This is a genomic window from Streptococcus cristatus (assembly GCF_003943815.1).
Lineage (GTDB): Bacteria > Bacillota > Bacilli > Lactobacillales > Streptococcaceae > Streptococcus > Streptococcus cristatus_F.
Genome location: NZ_RJNA01000001.1, coordinates 149236 through 172690 on the forward strand (window position 1 = coordinate 149236; position 23455 = coordinate 172690).

The 23455-nt window shown below is 41.8% G+C and carries 20 protein-coding genes and 1 pseudogene; 19 read left to right on the forward strand and 2 right to left on the reverse strand.

Annotated features, from left to right (window positions below; all coding sequences use genetic code 11):
* The first annotated feature begins 35 nt into the window (after window positions 1-35).
* From D8872_RS00780 to D8872_RS00805, 6 genes are all read left to right on the forward strand, one after another.
* A complete protein-coding gene (locus D8872_RS00780) occupies window positions 36-722 on the forward strand; it encodes a Crp/Fnr family transcriptional regulator (protein WP_125389616.1) in 687 nt (228 codons plus the stop codon).
* Window positions 723-1026: 304 nt separating this feature from the next.
* Window positions 1027-2256, forward strand: a complete 1230-nt coding sequence (arcA, locus tag D8872_RS00785) for an arginine deiminase (protein WP_005590767.1) — start codon at window positions 1027-1029, stop codon at window positions 2254-2256.
* 57 nt (window positions 2257-2313) lie between these two features.
* Window positions 2314-3330 carry an ornithine carbamoyltransferase gene (argF, locus tag D8872_RS00790; RefSeq protein ID WP_005590765.1) on the forward strand — a complete coding sequence of 339 codons (1017 nt, stop codon included), beginning with the start codon at window positions 2314-2316 and terminating at the stop codon, window positions 3328-3330.
* 159 nt (window positions 3331-3489) lie between these two features.
* Window positions 3490-4437, forward strand: coding sequence for a carbamate kinase (gene arcC / locus D8872_RS00795; RefSeq protein ID WP_125389617.1), 948 nt, complete (start codon window positions 3490-3492; stop codon window positions 4435-4437).
* A gap of 212 nt (window positions 4438-4649) precedes the next feature.
* Complete coding sequence (locus D8872_RS00800; protein WP_125389618.1) at window positions 4650-6164, forward strand: YfcC family protein; 1515 nt, start codon at window positions 4650-4652, stop codon at window positions 6162-6164.
* Between the two features lie 20 nt (window positions 6165-6184).
* Window positions 6185-7519, forward strand: a complete 1335-nt coding sequence (locus D8872_RS00805; protein ID WP_125389619.1) for a dipeptidase — start codon at window positions 6185-6187, stop codon at window positions 7517-7519.
* A gap of 227 nt (window positions 7520-7746) precedes the next feature.
* Here D8872_RS00805 and D8872_RS00810 read toward each other — a convergent pair whose 3' ends face one another.
* Both D8872_RS00810 and queA read right to left on the reverse strand, forming a co-directional pair.
* The gene (locus tag D8872_RS00810; protein WP_125382432.1) at window positions 7747-8217 is read right to left on the reverse strand and encodes an arginine repressor; all 471 of its coding nucleotides are present in this window, start codon (window positions 8215-8217) and stop codon (window positions 7747-7749) included.
* Between the two features lie 14 nt (window positions 8218-8231).
* On the reverse strand, window positions 8232-9260 hold the full coding sequence (gene queA, locus D8872_RS00815; RefSeq protein ID WP_125389620.1) for a tRNA preQ1(34) S-adenosylmethionine ribosyltransferase-isomerase QueA: 1029 nt from the start codon (window positions 9258-9260) through the stop codon (window positions 8232-8234).
* 317 nt (window positions 9261-9577) lie between these two features.
* Here queA and D8872_RS00820 point away from each other — a divergent pair, with 317 nt between their 5' ends.
* The 13 genes and pseudogenes from D8872_RS00820 (at window position 9578) to D8872_RS00885 (ending at window position 23280) form a co-directional block, all read left to right on the forward strand.
* A complete protein-coding gene (locus D8872_RS00820; protein WP_125389621.1) occupies window positions 9578-10285 on the forward strand; it encodes a glucosamine-6-phosphate deaminase in 708 nt (235 codons plus the stop codon).
* Window positions 10286-10390: 105 nt separating this feature from the next.
* The gene (locus D8872_RS00825) at window positions 10391-11734 is read left to right on the forward strand and encodes a D-alanyl-D-alanine carboxypeptidase (protein ID WP_125389622.1); all 1344 of its coding nucleotides are present in this window, start codon (window positions 10391-10393) and stop codon (window positions 11732-11734) included.
* Window positions 11735-11966: 232 nt separating this feature from the next.
* A pseudogene (locus tag D8872_RS00835) lies at window positions 11967-13132 on the forward strand (MFS transporter).
* 158 nt (window positions 13133-13290) lie between these two features.
* Complete coding sequence (locus D8872_RS00840; RefSeq protein WP_125389623.1) at window positions 13291-14250, forward strand: competence protein CoiA; 960 nt, start codon at window positions 13291-13293, stop codon at window positions 14248-14250.
* A gap of 20 nt (window positions 14251-14270) precedes the next feature.
* Window positions 14271-16073 carry an oligoendopeptidase F gene (pepF, locus tag D8872_RS00845; RefSeq protein ID WP_125389624.1) on the forward strand — a complete coding sequence of 601 codons (1803 nt, stop codon included), beginning with the start codon at window positions 14271-14273 and terminating at the stop codon, window positions 16071-16073.
* 1 nt (window position 16074) lies between these two features.
* Complete coding sequence (locus tag D8872_RS00850; RefSeq protein ID WP_125389625.1) at window positions 16075-16761, forward strand: O-methyltransferase; 687 nt, start codon at window positions 16075-16077, stop codon at window positions 16759-16761.
* Between the two features lie 110 nt (window positions 16762-16871).
* The gene (prsA, locus tag D8872_RS00855; RefSeq protein ID WP_125389626.1) at window positions 16872-17918 is read left to right on the forward strand and encodes a peptidylprolyl isomerase PrsA; all 1047 of its coding nucleotides are present in this window, start codon (window positions 16872-16874) and stop codon (window positions 17916-17918) included.
* 138 nt (window positions 17919-18056) lie between these two features.
* Window positions 18057-18638, forward strand: a complete 582-nt coding sequence (locus D8872_RS00860) for an LURP-one-related/scramblase family protein (protein ID WP_185761360.1) — start codon at window positions 18057-18059, stop codon at window positions 18636-18638.
* Window positions 18639-18673: 35 nt separating this feature from the next.
* Window positions 18674-21292 carry an alanine--tRNA ligase gene (alaS, locus tag D8872_RS00865; RefSeq protein WP_125389628.1) on the forward strand — a complete coding sequence of 873 codons (2619 nt, stop codon included), beginning with the start codon at window positions 18674-18676 and terminating at the stop codon, window positions 21290-21292.
* Window positions 21293-21589: 297 nt separating this feature from the next.
* A complete protein-coding gene (locus D8872_RS10960; RefSeq protein WP_231089324.1) occupies window positions 21590-21784 on the forward strand; it encodes an aspartyl-tRNA synthetase in 195 nt (64 codons plus the stop codon).
* Window positions 21785-21795: 11 nt separating this feature from the next.
* A complete protein-coding gene (locus D8872_RS00875; protein ID WP_005590740.1) occupies window positions 21796-22002 on the forward strand; it encodes a helix-turn-helix transcriptional regulator in 207 nt (68 codons plus the stop codon).
* A gap of 165 nt (window positions 22003-22167) precedes the next feature.
* Window positions 22168-22521 (forward strand): PspC domain-containing protein, encoded by a 354-nt coding sequence (locus tag D8872_RS00880; RefSeq protein ID WP_185761361.1) that lies wholly within the window; start codon window positions 22168-22170, stop codon window positions 22519-22521.
* A 15-nt stretch (window positions 22522-22536) separates the two neighbouring features.
* Window positions 22537-23280 carry a DUF3169 family protein gene (locus D8872_RS00885; protein WP_125389630.1) on the forward strand — a complete coding sequence of 248 codons (744 nt, stop codon included), beginning with the start codon at window positions 22537-22539 and terminating at the stop codon, window positions 23278-23280.
* The last annotated feature ends 175 nt before the right edge of the window (window positions 23281-23455 follow it).

Below are 23455 nucleotides of genomic sequence, written 5' to 3' on the forward strand. Positions count from 1 at the left end.
TGCTATAATACTAATAGCAAGCAAGAAGGGTTATTATGATCAATAAGGAACATTATCAGGTTATTAGACGACATCCAGCATTTGCACATTTTCCTGTGGAAATTTTTGATAAGATTGCTATTGAGATTCAATTCCGCAAGATTCCCAAGGGACAGATTATCTTTTTTTCAGGGGATCGTAGGGATCGTCTTTTCCTCCTGCATCGAGGCTATGTTCGTATCGAACAGTATGATTCAACTGATACTTTTTCTTATATGGATTATATTAAAATGAATAGTGTGTTTCCATATGGAGGTATGTTTTTCGATGAGCGTTATCATTATACGGCTAGCGCGGTCACCAATGTCGAATATTTCAGCATTCCTATGGATTTGTTTGAAGACTATTCAAAAAAGAATGTTGATCAGCTGTTGTTTATCACCAAGCGTTTATCACAGATTTTAGAATTTCAGGAATTGCGCTTACGGAATGTCGTCTCAGCCAGTGCGACGGACCGTGTAACCCAGTCTTTATCTATTTTATGCATGGATCTGTGCAAAGAGCAGGATACACTTCCATTTCCAATGAGTATGAAAGAGTTGGCTAAGTTAGGAGCCACCACACGTGAAACAGTCAATCAGGTTCTAAAAAAACTAAGAGAAGAAGAAGTGATTGACTACGAGCATAAAAAACTGACATTTAAGAATAAAGATTACTTTATGAGATATTTTGAAGGAAGCTAATCAATCATTTGATTGGCTTTTTTCAAACATTTTTACACATTTAAAAGTTTTTTCTGATCATATTCTGATATTAATTGAACATATATTTTTTACAAAAAAATATATATTCCTAAAAATAATAGAACAATCAAAATATGCAAAGAAAACGCTTTAAAGTAAATAAATATGATAATGTTTTATAAAAAACGCAAAGGATTTGGCATTTATAATGTAAGATTTTAGGTGTAAGCCTTTCCAATTCATGATAGAATAATAGCATAAAAGGGATTGGGAAACCAAACCTCAACGAAAAGGAGGACAATAGATGTCTACACATCCAATTCATGTTTTCTCAGAAATTGGAAAACTGAAAAAAGTTATGTTGCACCGTCCGGGCAAAGAGCTGGAAAACTTGCTACCGGACTACCTAGAACGTCTTCTTTTTGATGACATTCCTTTCTTGGAAGATGCTCAAAAAGAACACGATGCATTCGCTCAAGCTCTTCGTGATGAAGGAATTGAAGTTCTTTATCTCGAAAAATTGGCTGCTGAATCCTTGATTTCTCCAGAAATTCGTGAACAGTTCATCGAAGAATATTTGGAAGAAGCAAATATTCGTGGACGTGAAACGAAGAAAGCTATTCGTGAATTGCTGCATGGTATCAAGGACAACCAAGAATTGGTTGAAAAAACAATGGCAGGGGTTCAAAAAGCTGAATTGCCAGAAATTCCTGATGAAGCGAAGGGTCTGACTGACTTGGTAGAATCAGATTATCCATTTGCGATTGATCCAATGCCAAACCTTTACTTCACACGCGATCCATTTGCTACCATTGGTAATGCCGTATCGCTCAACCACATGTTTGCAGATACTCGTAACCGTGAAACACTTTACGGTAAATACATCTTCAAATATCACCCAGAATACGCTGGAAAAGTGGAATTGGTTTACAACCGTGAAGAAGATACTCGTATCGAAGGTGGCGATGAGCTAGTTCTTTCTAAAGATGTACTGGCAGTTGGTATTTCTCAACGTACAGATGCAGCATCTATCGAAAAACTTTTGGTGAATATCTTCAAGAAGAATGTTGGCTTCAAGAAAGTATTGGCCTTTGAATTTGCTAACAACCGTAAATTCATGCACTTGGATACTGTCTTCACTATGGTTGACTATGACAAGTTCACCATTCACCCAGAAATCGAAGGCGACCTTCGCGTTTACTCCGTTACTTATGAAAACGAAAAACTGAAGATCGTTGAAGAAAAAGGTGACTTGGCTGAACTTCTGGCTCAAAACCTTGGCGTAGAAAAAGTTCATTTGATTCGTTGCGGTGGCGGCAATATCGTAGCAGCTGGACGTGAACAATGGAATGACGGTTCTAACACCTTGACTATCGCTCCTGGTGTGGTAGTGGTGTATGACCGCAATACCGTAACCAACAAGATTTTGGAAGAATACGGGCTTCGCTTGATTAAGATTCGCGGAAGTGAATTGGTTCGGGGCCGTGGTGGACCTCGTTGTATGTCTATGCCATTTGAACGTGAAGAAGTTTAATTCGTGTTCGACAATCTATCAATAGAAATTTAATAACTAGAAAGAGGAAATAACAGAATGACACATTCAGTATTCCAAGGACGTAGCTTCCTTGCAGAAAAAGACTTTACTCGTGCAGAATTAGAATACCTTATCGGACTTTCAGCTCATTTGAAAGACTTGAAGAAACGCAATATTCAGCACCACTATCTTGCTGGTAAGAATATCGCTCTCTTGTTTGAAAAAACATCTACTCGTACGCGTGCAGCCTTTACTACAGCAGCTATCGACCTTGGTGCACATCCAGAATACCTTGGCGCTAATGATATTCAGCTTGGTAAGAAAGAATCTACAGAAGATACTGCTAAAGTATTGGGACGTATGTTTGACGGGATTGAATTCCGCGGCTTCAGCCAACGCATGGTAGAAGAATTGGCAGAATTCTCAGGTGTTCCAGTATGGAATGGTTTGACTGACGAATGGCACCCAACTCAAATGCTTGCTGACTACTTGACAGTTCAAGAAAACTTTGGTCGTTTGGAAGGCTTGACATTGGTTTACTGTGGTGATGGACGTAACAACGTTGCCAACAGCTTGCTGGTAACAGGAGCTATCCTTGGCGTTAACGTTCACATCTTCTCACCAAAAGAACTCTTCCCAGAAAAAGAAATTGTTGAATTGGCAGAAGGCTTTGCTAAAGAAAGCGGCGCACACATCCTCATCACGGAAGATGCAGACGAAGCTGTTAAAGGTGCAGACGTACTTTACACAGACGTTTGGGTATCTATGGGTGAAGAAGACAAATTCGCAGAACGCGTTGCACTTTTGAAACCTTACCAAGTTAACATGGAATTGGTGAAGAAAGCTGATAATGAAGACTTGATCTTCTTGCACTGCTTGCCAGCATTCCACGATACAAATACTGTTTACGGTAAAGATGTCGCTGAAAAATTTGGCGTAGAAGAAATGGAAGTAACTGACGAAGTGTTCCGCAGCAAATACGCTCGCCACTTTGACCAAGCAGAAAACCGTATGCACACAATCAAAGCTGTTATGGCTGCTACACTCGGCAACCTTTACATTCCAAAAGTATAATTTATAAACCGTAATACCAACAGCTATGAGGGCTGCGACTAATAGCTTTAGTCCAGTCCTCTTTTATATGATGGAAATCTGTTATTTCTTATAAAGTATTTGAAAAAATATTAAACCGAAATCTAAAGGCATTCAATTGAATGTGATAAAGGAGAATTTATGGCAAATCGTAAAATTGTAGTAGCTTTGGGAGGAAATGCGATTCTTTCTTCTGATCCATCAGCAAAAGCTCAACAGGAAGCTTTGGTGGAAACAGCTAAGCACCTTGTGAAACTGATCAAAAACGGGGATGATTTGATCATCACTCACGGTAATGGTCCTCAAGTTGGAAATCTCTTGCTCCAACACTTGGCGGCTGATTCTGAAAAGAACCCTGCTTTCCCACTTGATTCACTTGTTGCTATGACAGAAGGTAGCATCGGTTTCTGGCTACAAAATGCCTTGCAAAATGCTCTCTTGGATGAAGGCATCGAAAAAGATGTTGCTTCAGTTGTGACACAAGTTGTTGTAGATAAAAATGACCCAGCTTTTGTCAACTTGAGCAAACCTATCGGTCCTTTCTATTCAGAAGAAGAAGCAAAAGCAGAAGCTGAAAAGAGCGGAGCGACTTTCAAAGAGGATGCTGGCCGCGGTTGGCGCAAGGTTGTTGCTTCACCAAGACCTGTTGACATCAAGGAAATCGAAACAATTCGTACCCTCTTGAATGCTGGTCAAGTGGTCGTTGCTGCTGGTGGTGGCGGAATTCCAGTCATCAAGGAAGACAACGGTCATTTGGCTGGTGTTGAAGCTGTTATTGATAAGGACTTTGCTTCTCAACGCCTGGCGGAATTAGTCGAAGCTGACCTCTTCATCGTCTTGACTGGTGTAGACTATGTCTTTGTAAACTACAATAAACCAGACCAAGCAAAATTGGAACATGTGAATGTTGCTCAGCTGGAAGAGTATATCAAACAAGACCAATTTGCACCAGGAAGCATGCTTCCAAAAGTAGAAGCAGCTATCGCTTTTGTCAATGGCCGTCCAGAAGGAAAAGCAGTTATTACTTCCCTTGAAAATCTTGGCGCTTTGATCGAATCTGAAAGCGGAACAATTATTGAAAAAGAATAAGCTATTTTACTAGTAAAATATATAGTATTTCTAACGTCTTTATATCAAGTTAGGAATATTTCTTGAAAATAAGTGCGATATTTTCAAAAAATACTAGTTTTTTAGACCTTAATGTGGTAAAATAAATATAAATAGAAAGCGTTTTTCTTAAATATTTATTTAAGAAAGTGGTTGGTTTTTTGCACTTTGTTAGACATTAGGAGGAAAAACAAATGAGTGAAAAAGCTAAAAAAGGGTTTAAGATGCCTTCATCTTACACCGTCTTGTTGATAATCATTGCTATTATGGCAGTGTTGACTTGGATCATCCCTGCAGGTGCCTTTGTGGATGGTGTTTACAAAGCCCAACCTCAAAATCCGCAAGGGATTTGGGATGTTCTCATGGCACCGATTCGGGCTATGCTAGGTACTCATCCAGAGGAAGGCTCGCTGATTAAGGAAACAAGTGCAGCGATCGATGTAGCCTTCTTCATCCTCATGGTTGGTGGTTTCCTTGGTGTTGTCAATGAAACTGGTATGCTAGACACTGGTATTGCTTCTATTGTGAAGAAGTACAAGGGCCGCGAAAAGATGTTGATTTTGGTTCTCATGCCTTTGTTTGCCCTCGGTGGTACAACTTATGGTATGGGTGAAGAAACCATGGCCTTCTATCCTCTCCTTGTGCCAGTTATGATGGCTGTTGGATTTGATAGCCTGACTGGGGTTGCCATTATCTTGCTCGGTTCACAGATTGGATGTTTGGCATCTACCTTGAACCCATTTGCGACAGGTATTGCTTCATCAACTGCAGGTGTAGGTCTTGGTGAAGGAATTATCCTTCGTTTGATCTTCTGGTTTGTCTTGACTGGTCTTAGTACTTGGTTCGTTTACAAGTATGCTGATAAGATTCAAAAAGATCCAACTAAATCACTTACTTATGCAACACGTGAAGAAGATATGAAATTCTTCAATGTTGGAGAAGATGAAGAAAATGTCAACTCAACTCTTACTAAGAAACAAAAACATGTCTTTGTTCTCTTTGTACTGACCTTCGTCTTGATGGTCTTGAGTTTCATTCCTTGGAGTGACTTAGGTATTACTCTCTTTGGAGACTTAAATACTTGGTTGACTGGTCTTCCAGTTATCGGTAAGATTGTTGGTTCATCTACAGCTGCTTTGGGTACTTGGTACTTCCCAGAAGGAGCAATGCTCTTTGCCTTCATGGGTATCCTTATCGGTGTTGTTTATGGTCTTAAAGAAGACAAGATTATCTCTGCCTTCATGAATGGTGCTGCTGACTTGCTCAGTGTTGCCTTGATCGTAGCGATTGCCCGTGGTATCCAAGTCATCATGAACGATGGTATGATTACCGATACTATCCTCAACTGGGGTAAAGAAGGCCTGAGTGGTCTGTCTTCACAAGTCTTTATCGTTTTGACTTATATCTTCTATCTGCCTATGTCATTCTTGATCCCATCTTCATCTGGTCTTGCCAGCGCGACTATGGGTATCATGGCTCCGCTCGGAGAATTTGTCAATGTGCGTCCTAGCTTGATTATCACTGCTTACCAATCTGCTTCAGGTGTCTTGAACTTGATCGCACCAACATCTGGTATTGTGATGGGAGCTCTTGCACTTGGACGTATCAACATCGGTACTTGGTGGAAATTCATGGGCAAACTTGTAGTTGCTATCATTGTAGTGACTATTGCTCTCCTTCTCCTTGGAACATTCATTCCATTCCTATAAAGAGTGAGTGAGGTGATTCCATGAAAACATATATCACAAATCAAGTTAAAGATGAATTTCTTACATCATTAAAAACCTTGATTTCCTATCCTTCGGTGCTCAATGAAGGAGAAAATGGAACACCTTTTGGACAAGCAATCCAAGATGTCCTAGAAAAAACTTTAGAGATTTGTCGAGGCTTAGGTCTCACTACCTATCTTGATCCTAAAGGTTATTATGGATATGCAGAAATCGGTCAGGGAGCAGAGCTCCTGGCCGTTCTCTGTCATTTGGATGTTGTTCCATCAGGTGATGAGGCGGATTGGCAGACACCGCCATTTGAGGCAACTATTAAAGACGGCTGGATTTTCGGACGTGGTGTTCAAGATGATAAGGGACCGTCAATGGCTGCTCTCTACGCAGTCAAGTCTCTGCTAGATAGCGGAGTTACATTTAAAAAGCGGGTGCGTTTTATCTTTGGTACAGACGAGGAGACCCTCTGGCGCTGCATGGGCCGATACAATGAACTAGAAGAAACAGCGACGCTTGGTTTTGCACCAGATTCTTCTTTCCCTCTGACCTATGCTGAAAAAGGCCTCCTACAGGTCAAGCTACATGGTCCTGGCTCAGATCAGCTAGAGCTAGAAGCAGGAGCAGCCTTTAATGTCGTGCCTAGCAAGGCTAGCTATCAAGGAGAACTTTTGGAGCAGGTCGTGGCAGGTTTGCAGGCAGCTTCTTTTGACTATGAGCAAAATGACCAACAAGTTACTGTTCTTGGCCTGCCTAAGCATGCTAAGGATGCAGCTGAAGGTGTCAATGCTATTGTTCGACTGGCGACAGTTTTGCAGCCTTTACAAGCCCATCCTGCCTTAGCCTTTATTGCAGAAGCAGTGGGAGAAGATGCGACTGGAGGCCGTTTATTTGGCGATATTTCAGATGAACCCTCTGGCAAACTCTCCTTTAATATTGCAAGTCTGACGCTGAACTCAGAAAAGTCTGAAATCCGTATTGATATTCGGATTCCTGTTTTGGCGGATAAAGATCAGCTAGTGGCAAAACTAGCTGAGATTGCTGGGCGCTACCAGCTTGACTATGAAGAATTTGACTATCTGGCTCCGCTTTATGTACCTAAGGACAGCGAACTGGTCAGCACCTTGATGGCCATCTATCAAGAAAAGACGGGCGATACTAGTCCAGCTATGTCCTCTGGTGGGGCTACCTTTGCTCGTACCATGCCAAACTGTGTGGCCTTCGGCGCTCTATTCCCAGGGGCTGAGCAGACGGAGCATCAAGCCAATGAAAGAGCATCTTTAGATGATCTCTATCGTGCGATGGATATCTATGCTGAGACTATTTGCCGCTTGGCAGGAGAGTAAAATTGCTAGGATAGATATCAGTGTTGCAGATTTTTCTAAGTAAAAACTGTGAATCAAAACGAAAGAGGCTGGGACAAAAGTCCGTCCTCAAATATAAAAAGCGAACAAAACTAGTTTTCTGGTAATCAGAATTCTGCTTTGTTCGCTTTTCGCATTTAATTATAGATTTGAAGGGCTTAATAATTAAGATTTTTAAAAATTAAAATCTTTTTTTCCCACTCTCTTTGTTATTTACTAAAGAAAAATGGGGGTGCAAATTCTTTGAGTTTATCAAAGCATTCGATAGCAGCTTGGTTATCTTCGCAGATGATTAGGCAGACATCGTCTCCACAGACGGTAGCAACAATCTGGGGTAATTCTAGAGCGTCTAAAATGGCACCAAAAGATTGGGCTAGTCCGGGTAAAGTTTTCATAACGACTTGATGCTGAACGGGGCGGAGCATGACTAGGGCATCTTCCATGTAGAAGCGCAGCCTTTTCTCCCAACGAGAAGGGGCGATGCTGTTAATGACATAGTAAGATCTGTCGTTTTCAGTCACCTTGACTAGATTGAGAGTTTTCATGTCACGAGAGAGAGTAGACTGGGTGACAATGACGCCGTTTGCTTCCAGTAGTTCTTGGAGTTCCTGCTGGGTATGGACTCTTTTTTCCATGATAAGGGAGCGGATGAGGCGATGCCTACTTTCGATTTTATTCATAGATTCACCTGTATTTATTTGATAAACATAGCGTCGCCAAAGCTAAAGAAGCGATAGCGCTCAGCAATAGCGTGCTCATAGGCTTGCAGTGTCAGTTGGCGTCCAGCAAAAGCTGATACTAGCATGACAAGAGTTGATTTTGGTAAGTGGAAGTTGGTCGAAAAGGCATCGACAATCTTCCACTGATAGCCTGGTTTGATAAAAATATTGGTCCAGCCAGAGTCGGCTTGGATTTGACCATCGAATTTGCTGCCGATTGTTTCTAACGTGCGAATGGACGTGGTACCGACAGCAACGATGCGATGGCCCCTTTCCTTGACTTGACGCAGGGTCTCAGCTGCTTCTTCAGACAAGCTATAAAATTCGGAATGCATTTCATGCTCTTCCAGATTGTCAACTGATACAGGACGGAAGGTTCCAAGCCCCACATGCAGGGTCAGGTAGACGAGCTTAACGCCTTTTGCCGCAATTTTATCCAGCAATTCCTCTGTGAAATGGAGGCCAGCGGTTGGAGCGGCAGCGGAGCCGTTTTCTTTGGCATAGACTGTCTGGTAGCGTTCACGATCCTCTAGCTTCTCATGGATATAAGGCGGCAGGGGCATTTCACCCAAACTTTCTAGGACTTCCAGGAAAATGCCTTGATAGTCAAAGCGAACAATCCGTCCACCGTGCTCCAGCTCTTCTGTAACGGTGGCAGTCAAACGGCCATCACCGAAAGAAACACGCGTTCCGACTCTTAGACGCTTGGCTGGCTTGGCTAGAACTTCCCAGAAGTCTCCTTGGGTATTTTTCAAGAGCAGGAGCTCGACATGGCCGCCGGTTTCAGTCTTGGTTCCATAAAGGCGGGCTGGCAGGACACGAGTATTATTCATAACCAAGGCATCACCTGGCTCAAGTTGGTCAATAATATTGTCAAAATGTTGGTCACTAAACTGGCCAGTTTCCCGATCTACAATGAGCAGGCGAGAAGAGTCTCGCTTCTCTAGAGGGGTTTGAGCAATCAATTCTTCCGGCAAGTAAAAATCAAAATCAGCAGTATTCATTCTATCTCCTTAAATAGTTCTCATGATCCAAATATAGTAGGCGGCAAGCAAAAAGGGAATACTGATAAAGAAAATTCCCAGGCATAAAAAAATTAGTTGCCAACCGAGATGTTTTTTTAAGAAAAGCCCAGCGGTAAAAAGGGCAATTCCTAGTAAAAAGATTATAATCATTGGTAATAGCATACTTTTATTATACCATGATTTGACGCTAAGTCTCTCAGTAAAATTTGAAAAAATTAAGTAGAATCTACTTGACAAAAATTGGTCTATACCATATAATAAAATAAGGAATCAATCAAGAAAAATAGGAGAACAGAATGAAAGTTATTCGTGTTGAGAATCAGGTAGAAGGCGCAAAGGTAGCTTTAGAAATCTTGAAAGAGAAGTTGGCTCAGGGGGCCAAAACATTGGGCTTGGCAACAGGAAGTAGTCCGATTGAGTTTTACAAGCAAATCATTGCCAGTGACCTAGATTTATCAGAGCTGACCAGTGTAAATTTGGATGAGTATGTGGGACTTTCAGAAGATAATCCCCAGTCTTACCGTTACTTTATGAATGAGCAGCTATTTAATAAAAAGCCTTTCAAAGAAAGCTTTTTGCCAAATGGTGTAGCAGAAGATTCGGAAGTAGAAGTGAAACGCTACAACCAAGTCTTGGCTGACCACCCAGTAGATTTGCAAATTTTGGGAATTGGCACCAATGGTCATATTGGCTTTAATGAGCCAGGAACTAGTTTTGATAGCACTGTCCATATCGTCGATTTGCAGCAATCAACTATCCAAGCGAACGCTCGCTTCTTTGAGAAGATTGAGGACGTACCGACCCAAGCTATCTCAATGGGAATTCGGAATATCTTAGATGCGAAGTCAATTATCCTCTTTGCCTATGGCTCTTCTAAAGCTCAAGCAATTGCAGGAACAGTCCAAGGTCAGGTGACAGAAGCTTTGCCAGCTAGCGCCCTTCAAGGCCATGAAGATGTCGTGATTATTGCTGATACAGAAGCTCTGAGTTTATTAGAAGCCTAACAATCTATTTCCTATCTAATTTTTAGGTAGGATTTTTTATATTTATCAAAAACCTTGTTAAAAATATGGTATACTAGTTAGGAATGATTTTTTTGGAGGATAAATGTGAAGAAGAAATTTTTGGTATTTGGACTGATTTTATCTGCCTTTCTGTCACCGTTTTCTGCTGCAGCAGATGAATTGGTGGATATGGCACAAAAAATGTATCCTAATGATCATGTGCAAGCTATCAATCGTCCTAAATCATCTTTGATGATTGACGGAAATACGGGCGATATACTGTGGCAGGATAACATTGATGAGGTTCGCGATCCAGCCAGCATGAGTAAGATCATGACCTTGTACTTGGTTTTTGAAGCCATTAAAGAGGGAAAACTCAGTTTAGATACGGTGATTAAGGCGACACCGCAAGATCAGGCTGTTGCGGGAATTTATGAAATTTCCAATAATAAAATCGTGGCTGGAGTCAATTATACTGTTTCTGAGCTGATTACCATGACAGTTGTACCCTCTTCTAACGCAACAACAGTGATGCTGGCAAATTACCTATCAGATAACGATCCCGATGCTTTCTTGGACAAGATGAACGCGAAAGCGCAGGAACTAGGCATGACCAACACCAAATGGTTTAATGCCAGTGGTGCTGCGGCGGTTTCCTTCAAAGGCTACTATACTCCTCAGAGATATAATAACTATGCTAGCAACCAAACGACTGCGCGTGATTTAGGGATTTTAGTTTATAATTTTGTAAAGAACTATCCAGATATTTTAAACTATACCAATCAGGCTAAAGTAACTGTTAAGGCTGGCACGCCTTATGAAGAAACATTTGAGACTTATAATTACTCACTGCCGGGTGCTCGCTACGCTCTGGAGGGAGTAGATGGTCTGAAGACGGGTTCAAGTCCGAACGGTGCCTTCAACTACATTGCAACTGTCAAGCGCGGGAATCAGCGCGTGATTGGCGTCATCATGGGTGTTGGTGACTGGTCTGACCAAGATGGTGAATATTACCGCCACCCATTTGGAAATGCCTTGATCGAAAAATCTTATGCTGACTACGAGTACAAGAAACTGTTCTCTAAAGGGAAGCAGGAGATTAATGGGAAAACTTACAATCTGCCAGAAGATTTTTATGCGACAATCAAAAAAGACGCGAAGGCAAAGCCTGTAGTTGAGAATGGTGTCTTGAAGGCTGGAAATGATCTATACACGCTCTCTCCAAAGATCTCTGATGAGATGAAAGTGGAGGAAGTAGATGCTTCTGTCACCCAGTCTGCCAAAGAAGAAATCACTAAGAAAGAAAATAATAAAACTTGGTATAGTGACTTGCTAAGCAGCCGCTGGTTAATTGCCTTGCCAATTGTCATTATTATCCTGATTTTCTATATCGAGAATCGGAAATCGAGAAAAGCTAAAGCAGCTGCTAGAAAGCAAAGATTTAAATAAAGGCTTGTGCTTATTTTGCAAGCTGAGATAGAGGCTGGGACAAAAGTCCTAGCCTCTCAATTGTCTTTGGATTGTCGAGCAAGACGCAGTGGTTGAGTGGGCTCTACTACGCTGATTTCATCAGCTTTTACAGCCCTACTCAACTGTGCGGAGGTGGGACGACGAAATCGAATTCTAACGAATTACCGATTTCTGTCCCACTCTCTATTCTATTTTTGGAGAGGTTTTGATGATGGGAAAAAAGTTTTCTAATAGCTATTTGGCTTATTTTTTGATGTATAATTTTTATTTTCTGTCCAATTCATTGTTTTCGACCTTGATATCCGTTTATATGTTGGATAAGGGGTACACGGCTGGTCAAGTATCTATCGTCGTATCAGCTTCTTTCTTTTCTTCCATGCTGGCTCAGCCAATCATGGGGCTGTTAACTGATACGCTTGGCATCAAGAGGGTTTCGCTTATCAGTTTTTTCCTGATTATCCTAGGAGACATCTTTTTTATGGAGGCCGATAATCTATGGCTCTTAGCCATCTGGTATAGTTTTGTCTTGATGCTCATCAATGGGGTGGGTACCGTGATGGATGTACTAGCAACCCAAAGTCCTTATAAATATGGGAAAATCCGAATTTGGGGAACAATCGGTTATGCTATTGGTTCACAGCTGGCGGGTTTGATTTATAAAAATATTTCCCCTCAAGCTATTTATTTGGTCTTTATCGGGACTTGTTGCTGAGTATTATAGGGGTTCTTGGCATGAATCCTAAGCGGGATAGGTTGACGAAAAAAACTGGAAAAAGAGGAAAATCGCTCTTTTCAGCCATTCTTAAAAACAGAACCTATCTTTTTTATCTGATTCTTGTCGCCCTTTACTCTGGAGTGGGCAATACAGGGCATACCTATATTCCGTCCATGCTAGAATCTAGCGGCTTGAGTGTTGATTGGGCAACAACTGTTGTGGCTGTCTCTGTACTATGCGAGGCTCCCTTAATCTTTTATTCCTACCTTTTCATGGATAAAATCTCTGTCAAAAAGTTGCTCTATATTTGCTTGGGCATGATGCTCCTCCAGTATGCGGTTTATGCTTTGAACTTTGGCTTATTCTCGAAAATTGCAGTCACCCTGCTTTCTAAGCATGCCTCTGGTATGGTACTGACCATGCTTAGTCTGCGCATCGTAGCAAATTTGGTGGATGAAAAATATTTGGTGACCGCTTTTGCGTTACTACAGACAGGGAGAAATCTAGGAACAATTTTCATCCAGAATATGTCAGGCTCTATCTTAGATCGTTTTGGCTATGGTAGTATGAATCTCATGTTGGCAGCAATTATAGGTCTAGTGCTCTTGCTTGCTCTATTTTTGAAAGTTCCTGAAAAAAAGAATCAGAATTTATTTGGATAAGAAAAAACGAGTCTGGAATTTTTTCAGCTCGTTTTTGTTTTGGGAGATTACATAAGTGAGAGAATAAATAATACTTCGTTCCATTTCACAAGCCCTCTCTTTGGTGTTTTAATTACGAATAAAGATATAAAAGACATTGTTTTGAAAGGGAAATACTCATGTTGCTTGCGAAAAATGAAGAGGGGATTTTGCTGAATGCGATGGAAAATCAGCCGTCTCTAGGCGAACAACTCTTTTGTCCGGCCTGTTCGGGAGCGGTTCGCTTCAAAAAAGGAAGGGTCATGCGACCGCATTTTGCTCATATTTCTCTTGAAAATTGTTCGTTTTATGCGGAAAATGAAAGTGCGGATCATTTGAACTTGAAAGCTGGGCTTTATAGCTGGGGGAAGCAAAGCCAAGAGGTGCAGGTGGAGGCCTTTTTGCCTGAGATAAGGCAGATTGCCGACCTTTTGATAGATGGTCGCATAGCGCTGGAGGTCCAATGCAGTCCACTCAGTCAGGAAAGACTTGAGGAAAGGACGCTGTCTTATCGCCAGCATGGCTATCAGGTACTCTGGCTCTTGGGCAAGAAATTATGGTTAAAACAGTCGCTGACGAAACTGCAAAAGGACTTTCTTTATTTTAGTCAAAATATGGGCTTTCATCTTTGGGAATTGGATGAGAAAAAGCAGGAGCTTCGACTTAAATATCTCATTCACGAGGACTTGCATGCGCGTGCTCAGTACAAGGTCAAATCCTTTCCTTTTGGCCAAGGCTGCCTTTTATCCGTCTTGCGCAAGCCCTTTCAGAAGCAGGGGCTAGAAAGTTATCTGGCTAGGCAGGATCCTGAAATTTGTCGCTATGTTCGTCAGCAGCTTTATTACCAGCAGCCTCGCTGGATGAAGCTCCAAGCCCAGCTCTATCAGAAAGGAGACAATCTTCTAACCAAGTCAGCTGAGGATTTCTATCCGCAGGTTCGGCCTGTCCAAGCTAGCTCCTTTTGCCAAATAACAAGAGACTTGACGCCCTATTATCATCACTTTCATCGCTATTATCAGGCTGAAAAAAATAAGCAGCTTCAAATTATCTATCCACCGGTATTTTATGCGAGGATTTCCCCTACTTTTATGATAAAATAGAAAAGATGGAGGAAATTTCTATGGCAAAACAAAGAAATGAAATTGAAGAAAAATATACTTGGGATTTGAGTACCATTTTCCCAACAGATGAAGCCTTTGAAGCAGAGTTGGCGCAGGTTTCAGAAGAAGTGAAGAAAGCAGCTAGTCTGGCTGGGCATTTGCTGGATTCGGCTGACAGTCTTTTGACAACGACGGAAATCCAGTTGGACTTGATGCGTCGGATTGAAAAGCTTTATTCTTATGCTCACATGAAGAATGATCAGGATACACGTGTGGCCAAGTACCAAGAGTATCAGGCTAAAGGCATGACTCTTTACAGCGATTTTGGTCAAAGCTTTGCCTTCTATGAGCCCGAATTTATGGCGATTACAGGAGAGCAATACCAAGCTTTCTTGGCTGAGCAACCAGGTTTGCAGCTGTATCAGCATTATTTTGACAAGCTTTTGAAAAAGAAAGCCCACATCCTGACCCAGCGCGAAGAGGAGCTATTGGCTGGTGCTGGTGAAATTTTTGGCGCAGCGGGCGAAACTTTTGCTATTTTGGATAATGCAGATATCGTCTTTCCGATGGTGCATGACGAAGATGGAAATGAAGTTCAGCTCAGCCACGGTAACTATATCACCTTGGTCGAGTCTAAGAACCGAGAAGTCCGTAAGGAAGCTTACGAGGCTCTTTATAGCGTATACGTGCAGTACCAGCATACCTATGCCAAGACTCTGCAGACCAATGTCAAGGTTCACAATTACAATGCGAAAGTCCGCAAGTTTTCATCTGCCCGTGAAGCGGCCTTGTCAGCTGACTTTATTCCAGAAAGTGTTTATGACAGCCTAGTTTCAGCTGTCAATAAGCATTTGCCTCTTTTGCAGCGTTATATCGCTTTACGAGCAAAGATTTTAGGTATTTCTGACTTGAAGATGTATGATATGTACACACCTTTGTCAGAGACAGACTACAAGTTCACTTATGAGGAAGCCTTGGCTAAGTCTGAGGAAGTTCTGGCTATTCTGGGTGAGGATTATTTGAGCCGAGTGAAGACAGCCTTCTCAGAGCGCTGGATTGATGTTCATGAAAATCAAGGCAAGCGCTCAGGAGCATACTCAGGTGGTTCTTATGATACCAATGCCTTTATGTTGCTTAATTGGCAGGATACACTGGACAATCTCTTTACCTTGGTGCACGAGACAGGCCACAGTATGCACTCCAGCTACACCCGTGAGACCCAACCTTATGTTTACGGAGACTATTCTATTTTCCTAGCTGAGATTGCTTCGACGACTAACGAAAACATCCTGACAGAAAAGCTCTTGGAAGAAGTAGAAGATGATGCTACCCGCTTTGCTATCCTCAATCACTTCTTGGATGGCTTCCGAGGAACGGTCTTCCGTCAAACCCAGTTTGCTGAGTTTGAGCATGCTATCCACAAGGCCGACCAAGAAGGACAAGTTTTGACCAGCGAGTTTCTCAATGAGCTCTATGCTGACTTGAACGAGAAATACTATGGACTGAAAAAAGAAGATAATCCGCAGATTCAGTACGAATGGGCTCGGATTCCGCATTTCTACTATGATTACTATGTTTTCCAATACTCTACAGGCTTTGCAGCTGCTTCTGCCTTGGCTGAAAAGATTGTCCATGGCAGTCAGGAAGACAAGGATAAGTATCTGGACTATCTCAAAGCTGGGAACTCTGATTATCCACTCAATGTCATCAAAAAAGCAGGTGTGGATATGGAAAAAGAAGACTACCTAAATGCTGCTTTTGCTGTCTTTGAGCGTCGCCTGGACGAATTCGAAGCCTTGGTAGAAAAGTTGGGACTGGCATAAGATGGTCGAGACTTATAATCAAAACTCTAATCCCAATATGCGCCGGCCAGTAGTCAAAGAGGAAGTCGTAGACTTTATGAGACAACGACTCCAGCCAGTTTCTGGTGGACTCAAGGAGCTGGAGGATTTTGCCAGAGCTGAAAATGTGCCCGTGATTCCCCATGAGACAGTGGCTTATTTCCGACTGCTACTTGAAAGTCTGCAACCAGAGAAGATTTTAGAAATCGGGACTGCTATTGGTTTTTCAGCCCTTTTGATGGCGGAACATGCGCCTCAGGCTCAGATTACGACTATTGATCGCAATCCAGAGATGATTGAGCTGGCTAAGGCTAATTTTGCTAAATATGACAGCCGTCAGCAGATCACCCTGCTGGAAGGCGATGCAGTGGATTTGCTTGAGACACTGGAGGAGGATTCCTACGACCTTGTCTTTATGGACTCTGCTAAGTCTAAGTATGTGGTATTTCTGCCTCAGGTCCTCAAGCGCCTCAATCCTGGTGGTCTGGTCCTGATTGACGATGTCTTCCAAGGCGGAGATGTTGCCAAGCCTTTTGAGGAAATTAAGCGTGGTCAACGGGCTATTTACCGAGGACTGCATAGCCTGTTTGACGCAACTTTGGACAGTCCAGATTTGACTGCGAGCTTGCTTCCTTTAGGAGATGGGCTGCTTATGATTAGAAAAGAATAATCCCTTCACTTTTTTCTCAATTTCCAAAAATTTTTAGGAAAAATTAAGATATCAAGTTGGATTTGTGGTACAATAGACAAAGTGAATTTATTGAAGGAGTAGATAAAACAATGAAGAAAAAAATCCTTACAGGAGCAGTAACTCTCTTTTCTGTAGTGGCTTTAGCAGCATGTTCACAAACAGCAAAAGATAAAGATATTGTGACAATGAAGGGCGAGACAATCACAGTAAGTGAATTTTACGATCAAGTAAAAAATAATGGTGCCTCTCAACAAGTTTTGCTTCAAATGGCCATTAAGCAAGTTTTTGAAGAAAAGTATGGCAAAAAAGTAACGGATAAAGAGGTTGAAGAAGCCTTTGAAAAAATGAAATCCGCTTATGGTTCTGCCTTCCAAAATGTTCTTGCTCAAAGCGGAATGACAGAAGATGCCTATAGAGACCAGATCCGCGCAAATAAATTGGTCGAATACGCTGTTAAGAAAGCAGCTGAAAAAGAGCTGACAGATGACAACTACAAGGCTTTCTTTGAAACGTATACACCAGAAGTAACGGCTCAAATTATCAAGGTAGACAGTGAAGAAAAGGCTAAGGAAGTGCTTGAAAAAGCCAAGGCTGAGGGAGCAGACTTTGGTCAGTTGGCCAAGGAAAACTCAACCGATAAGGACACCAAAGATAAGGGTGGTGAGGTGAAATTTGACTCAACCTCTACAACGATTCCAGATGCAGTTAAGAAAGCTACTTTTGCCTTAGAAGAAAATGGCGTTTCTGATGTGATCACTGTACGAGGTAAGCAGAACTATTCAGCAAGTTACTACATTGTTAAATTGGTGAAGAAAACTCAAAAATCTGCAAAATGGACAGATTACAAGAAACAACTAAAAGAGGGAATCCTGACTCAAAAACAAAACGATGCAAGCTTTATTCGTTCTGTTATTTCTAAAGAATTGAAGGAAGCGAATCTGAAAGTGAAGGACCCAGCTTTCCAAAATGTCTTTGCCCAATATGTAGAAGGAGATACTTCTAGCTCATCGTCTAAAGAAGAAAGCAAGTCTCAGTCTTCTAGTTCAGAAGAAAAGAAATCACAATCTTCAAGCTCAGAAGAAAGCAAGTCTGAAGCTGCTCATACTGAAGAAAACCCAGCTCCTTCAGCAGAATAAGCTTGACGAAAAGCCAAGAAGTCAGTATAATAAAATTATTGAGAATTGATTTTCTAGATCTCAGCTCAGAGAATTGGCGGTGCTGCGAGCCATGTGAGAGGAAAATTCATGCTACTCATGTTTCAAACTAAATAGTTAATGAGAATGACAAGTTCATTGAATGAAGGTGGTACCGCGGTTTTTCGCCCTTCAGACAAAGAGCTTGTCTTTTATCTTGACTCTGGAGGTAAAGCGATGAAGACCTATCTTGTCAAACAGAAATTTCGCCTAGGTGGCGAACGCTTTGATATCAAGGACGATCAAGGTAACATAGATTACCAAGTAGAAGGATCATTTTTCCAGATTCCTAAGAGTTTCACCATCTATGATGCCCAAGGACAGACAGTTAGCCAGATCAGCAAAACCTTTCTAACCTTCCTGCCTCAGTTTGAAATCAAACTCAGCAACGGACATAGCTTTTATATCCGTCAGAAGTTCACTATCTTGCGTGATAAATATAAGTTTGATAATTTAGGCCTAAGGGTTGAAGGCAATATCTGGGATCTGAATTTCCGATTACTAGATGACCGCGATCAAGTCGTGGCTGAGATTACCAAGGAGCTTTTCCATCTAACCTCGACTTATCAGGTGAGCGTCTATGATGAGGCTTATTCAGATTTAGTCATTTCCCTCTGCGTCGCTATTGATTATGTGGAGATGCTGGAAAGCTCTTCATCATAATATAAATATTTAGAAAAATTAAGGAGAAAACATAAATGAAACAAATGTCAAGTGCTCAAATTCGCCAAATGTGGCTGGATTTCTGGGCAAGCAAAGGCCACTCTGTAGAACCATCAGTCAGCTTGGTTCCTGTAAACGACCCGACTCTTTTGTGGATCAACTCTGGGGTAGCAACTCTTAAGAAATATTTTGACGGGACCATTATCCCTGAAAATCCACGTATTACCAATGCGCAAAAAGCGATTCGTACCAACGATATCGAAAATGTCGGAAAAACTGCTCGCCACCATACCATGTTTGAAATGTTGGGGAACTTCTCTATCGGGGATTACTTCCGTGACGAAGCTATTACTTGGGCTTATGAACTCTTGACAAGCCCTGAGTGGTTTGATTTCCCTAAAGACAAACTCTACATGACCTATTACCCTGATGACAAAGATTCATACAATCGTTGGATTGCTGTTGGTGTGGACCCAAGTCACTTGATCCCAATCGAAGACAACTTCTGGGAAATCGGTGCGGGACCTTCCGGACCTGATACAGAGATTTTCTTTGACCGTGGAGAAGCCTTTGACCCAGAAAATATCGGTCTTCGTCTCCTTGCAGAAGATATCGAAAACGACCGTTATATCGAAATCTGGAATATCGTCTTGTCACAATTCAATGCTGACCCTGCTGTTCCTCGTAGCGAGTACAAGGAATTGCCACATAAGAACATTGATACGGGCGCTGGTTTGGAGCGTTTGGTGGCGGTTATTCAAGGGGCTAAGACCAACTTTGAAACAGACCTCTTCATGCCGATCATTCGTGAAGTTGAGAAGTTGTCTGGTAAGGTCTACGACCAAGATGGCGACAATATGAGCTTTAAGGTTATCGCTGACCACATCCGTTCTCTTTCATTTGCCATCGGTGATGGTGCCCTTCCAGGAAACGAAGGCCGTGGCTATGTTCTTCGTCGTCTTCTCCGTCGTGCTTCCATGCATGGTCAAAAATTGGGTATCAATGAGCCTTTCCTTTACAAACTCGTTCCAACTGTTGGAAAAATTATGGAAAGCTACTACCCAGAAGTGCTTGAAAAACGTGACTTTATCGAGAAAATCGTTAAGAGCGAGGAAGAGTCATTTGCTCGTACGCTTCACTCAGGTCAACATTTTGCAGAAACCATTGTAGCAGACTTGAAGGAAAAAGGACAAACGGTTATCGCTGGTCAAGATGTCTTTAAACTCTACGATACATACGGATTCCCAGTGGAGTTGACAGAAGAAATCGCTGAAGAAGCTGGTATGACGGTGGACCGTGAAGGCTTCGAGGCAGCCATGAAAGAGCAGCAAGAACGTGCGCGTGCATCAGCTGTTAAGGGTGGCTCAATGGGTATGCAAAATGAAACCCTTCAAAACATCACAGTTGAAAGTGTCTTTAACTACAATGCGAATCAATTGCCGTCTAAGTTGGTGGCTATCGTAGCTGATAATGCTGAAGTTGAAGCTGTTTCAGAAGGAACTGCCTCTCTCATCTTTGCAGAGACTCCATTCTACGCTGAAATGGGTGGACAAGTAGCTGACCACGGTCAAATCTTGGATGCTGCAGGAAACGTCGTTGCTACTGTGACAGATGTTCAAAAAGCACCAAACGGACAAGCTCTTCACACTGTTGAAGTTCATACTCCGCTTGCTTTGAACCAAGAATATACCTTGGCAATCGATACCAATCGTCGTCACCGTGTCATGAAAAACCACACAGCAACTCACTTGCTTCATGCCGCTCTTCACAATATCCTTGGTCACCATGCGACACAAGCAGGATCTCTGAACGAAGTCGAATTCCTTCGTTTTGACTTCACACATTTCCAAGCAGTAACTCCGGAAGAATTGCGCGCCATTGAACAACAAGTCAATGAGAAAATCTGGGAATCAATTGCAGTAGAAACTGTTGAGACAGATATTGACACAGCAAAAGAAATGGGAGCTATGGCCCTCTTTGGTGAAAAATATGGCAAGGAAGTCCGTGTTGTGACTATCGGTGACTACTCTGTCGAGCTTTGTGGTGGTACCCACGTTGGCAACACTTCTGAGATTGGCCTCTTCAAGATTGTCAAGGAAGAAGGAATCGGTTCAGGAACTCGCCGTATCTTGGCAGTGACTGGTAAGGAAGCCTTTGAAGCCTACCGTGAGCAAGAAGACGCTTTGAAAGCCGTCGCAGCGACCTTGAAAGCACCTCAACTCAAGGAAGTACCTCACAAGGTTGAAGGACTTCAAGAGCAACTCCGTCAATTGCAAAAAGAAAATGCAGAGTTGAAAGAAAAAGCTGCAGCTGCAGCTGCAGGCGATGTCTTCAAGGATGTGAAGGAAGTCAACGGCCACCGTTACATCGCTAGTCAAGTTTCTGTATCAGATGCAGGTGCCCTTCGTACCTTTGCGGATAACTGGAAACAAAAAGACTACTCTGATGTGCTTGTCCTAGTTGCCGCTATCGGTGACAAAGTCAATGTCCTCGTAGCTAGCAAGACTAAAGACCTTCATGCAGGAAACCTTGTCAAAGAATTGGCTCCAATCGTCGATGGACGTGGTGGTGGTAAACCAGACATGGCCATGGCAGGAGGAAGCAACCAAGCCAAGATCCAAGAACTCTTGGATGCAGTAGCTGGTAAATTGTAGTATGCTTTTTAAGATCAGGATTCAGTCCTGGTCTTTTTTACTTCTTACTTTGTAAAGGATCTAAGTCTTTATGACAAAAATCTTTATTTTTTTGACAAATATACTTGTCAAAAAGAAAAGAATCTGTTACAATGTATTTAAGTTAAGAAGAAAAGATAAAAGGAGGAACTAATGGAGATACTGTTTTGGTGTCTACTTCCGATATTTTCTGGTTTGTGGCTGATGTCATCCAGTGAATTGAAAAATGTAAAAAGGAAGTTGAAACGTTTAGAGAGAAATAAAGAAAGGAGTGGAGAAATGTCACGTTTTTTTAAAGAAATGATTGGGAAAAAACCGATCATCATTGGTGAAGTTTTCGGGACAGATTGCTGGGAGGTAGTTGATGCTGATGACGATTGGGTTAAGTTGAGTAAGACCAATAAAAAAGGTCAAACAAGAATCAAGCTCATGCGCATTGACGATATCAAGTCTGTTGAACTGAAAGAAGACTGAGAGGTGTTGTCATGAAGCTGAAAAATCGACTCAAAGAGCTGAGGGCTAGAGACGGGTTGAATCAAACCGACTTGGCTAAGAAAGCCGGCGTGTCGCGGCAAACGATTAGCTTGCTGGAGCGGGATGAATACACGCCCTCCGTGGTCATTGCTCTCAAAATTGCTCAGATTTTCAACGAAAGTGTCGAAAATGTCTTTCGCCTAGTGGAGGAAGAGTAGGCTGTTAGGAAAAATCAGTTGCTGGAGACAGTTTATGATAGCCATCTTGTCATGAAGACAAGCAAGCTTTCATATCATAGCGATTACTTGTCTGATCCTGATAAGTTGAGTAAGTATATTAGTGCTTTTCCGCAAGTGACGGAAAGTAAAACAAGGAGAAAAACAATGCAAGAATTTATGGAAAACTTTAAAGTTAACGAAGAACAAGCAAAAATTGCTGGTGTCTGTGCAGGTTTGGCGGATTATTTTGGGATAAAGGTAGCTTATATTCGTCTGATCTTCGGAGTTGTAGTGCTAGCATCAACTGAGCTAGGGATTTTTGTAGCCTTGGGCTATGCCTATCTGGCAGGATGGTTCCAAAAGGATTATTTGTGGAATAAAATGAACAAAAAAGTCAGAAATCACTTTATTTTTCTGATGACAGTGCTGATTATTTTACCTTTATTTGGCCGTGAAATACTGGAAATTGCCTCTGACTTTATTAGCCAAGTCATGGCTTGGCTGACTGCGCTTATTTAAGAATAGGAGAAAACAATGTCAACAAAGAAAAGAATATTGAGAAATATCGGCATCTTAATTCTTGCTGCTATATTAGGAGGAGGAGTAGTCAGTTTTATAATGGCTCATTTTGAGTATTTCTCTTGGCCGACCGTCTTAAATGTTGAACTGCTGAAGAACATTGGTCGAGCGAGTTTGTTCATTCTCTATCCCGTAACCTTTTTCTTGCTCTATCAGACGCATAAAGTTCACGGAGCTTACCAGAGAGAAGAAGATGATGACAGAAGCTATGAGCTCTATCGTCAAACTTTCAAAACCCTAGAATATGCGACGATTTTATATAATATCTCGTCTGCTCTGACTCTATTCACCCTCTTTGTAGGAGTTAGCTACCTAGGTCCGCTACTAAGGTCAGAAACGGCGATTCACATTCCGTTTTATGATATTGCACTGTTTCTTGCTTTGATTTTAGGTCAAATTCTTGTCTTGAAAACCACTCAGAAGGTTCGTCAATATAAATTATCTGCTATGCCAACCATTGAGGAGATGAAGGACTATGCTCTGTCTTATGATGAAGGGGAGTTGCAGGCTCATTATGAACAAAGCTTTTTAACCCTCTTCAATCTCAATCAGCGCCTCATTCCAGGCCTTTATGTCTTGCTCTTTATTCTTGGAGCTGGGACACCAATGCAGGTCGTATCCGGCATGATTGTCTTAACCATTATTTTTGTCTATATCAATGTGGACTCCTATCAAGCAGTTAAAAGATATTTCAAATAAGCTGTTTGTCGGTCAAAAAGGAGTTCATCTGAAATTAGTGAGTTTTATCTTTCCTAGTATCTATATTGGACTGATACTGTTAAATCTTCTATTCCAACTGGATACGATTTTGGCTTGGATTGCGGTATCGGTCATCTATCTTTATGTTACTGTCAGCCAGTACAAAATCGTTAAA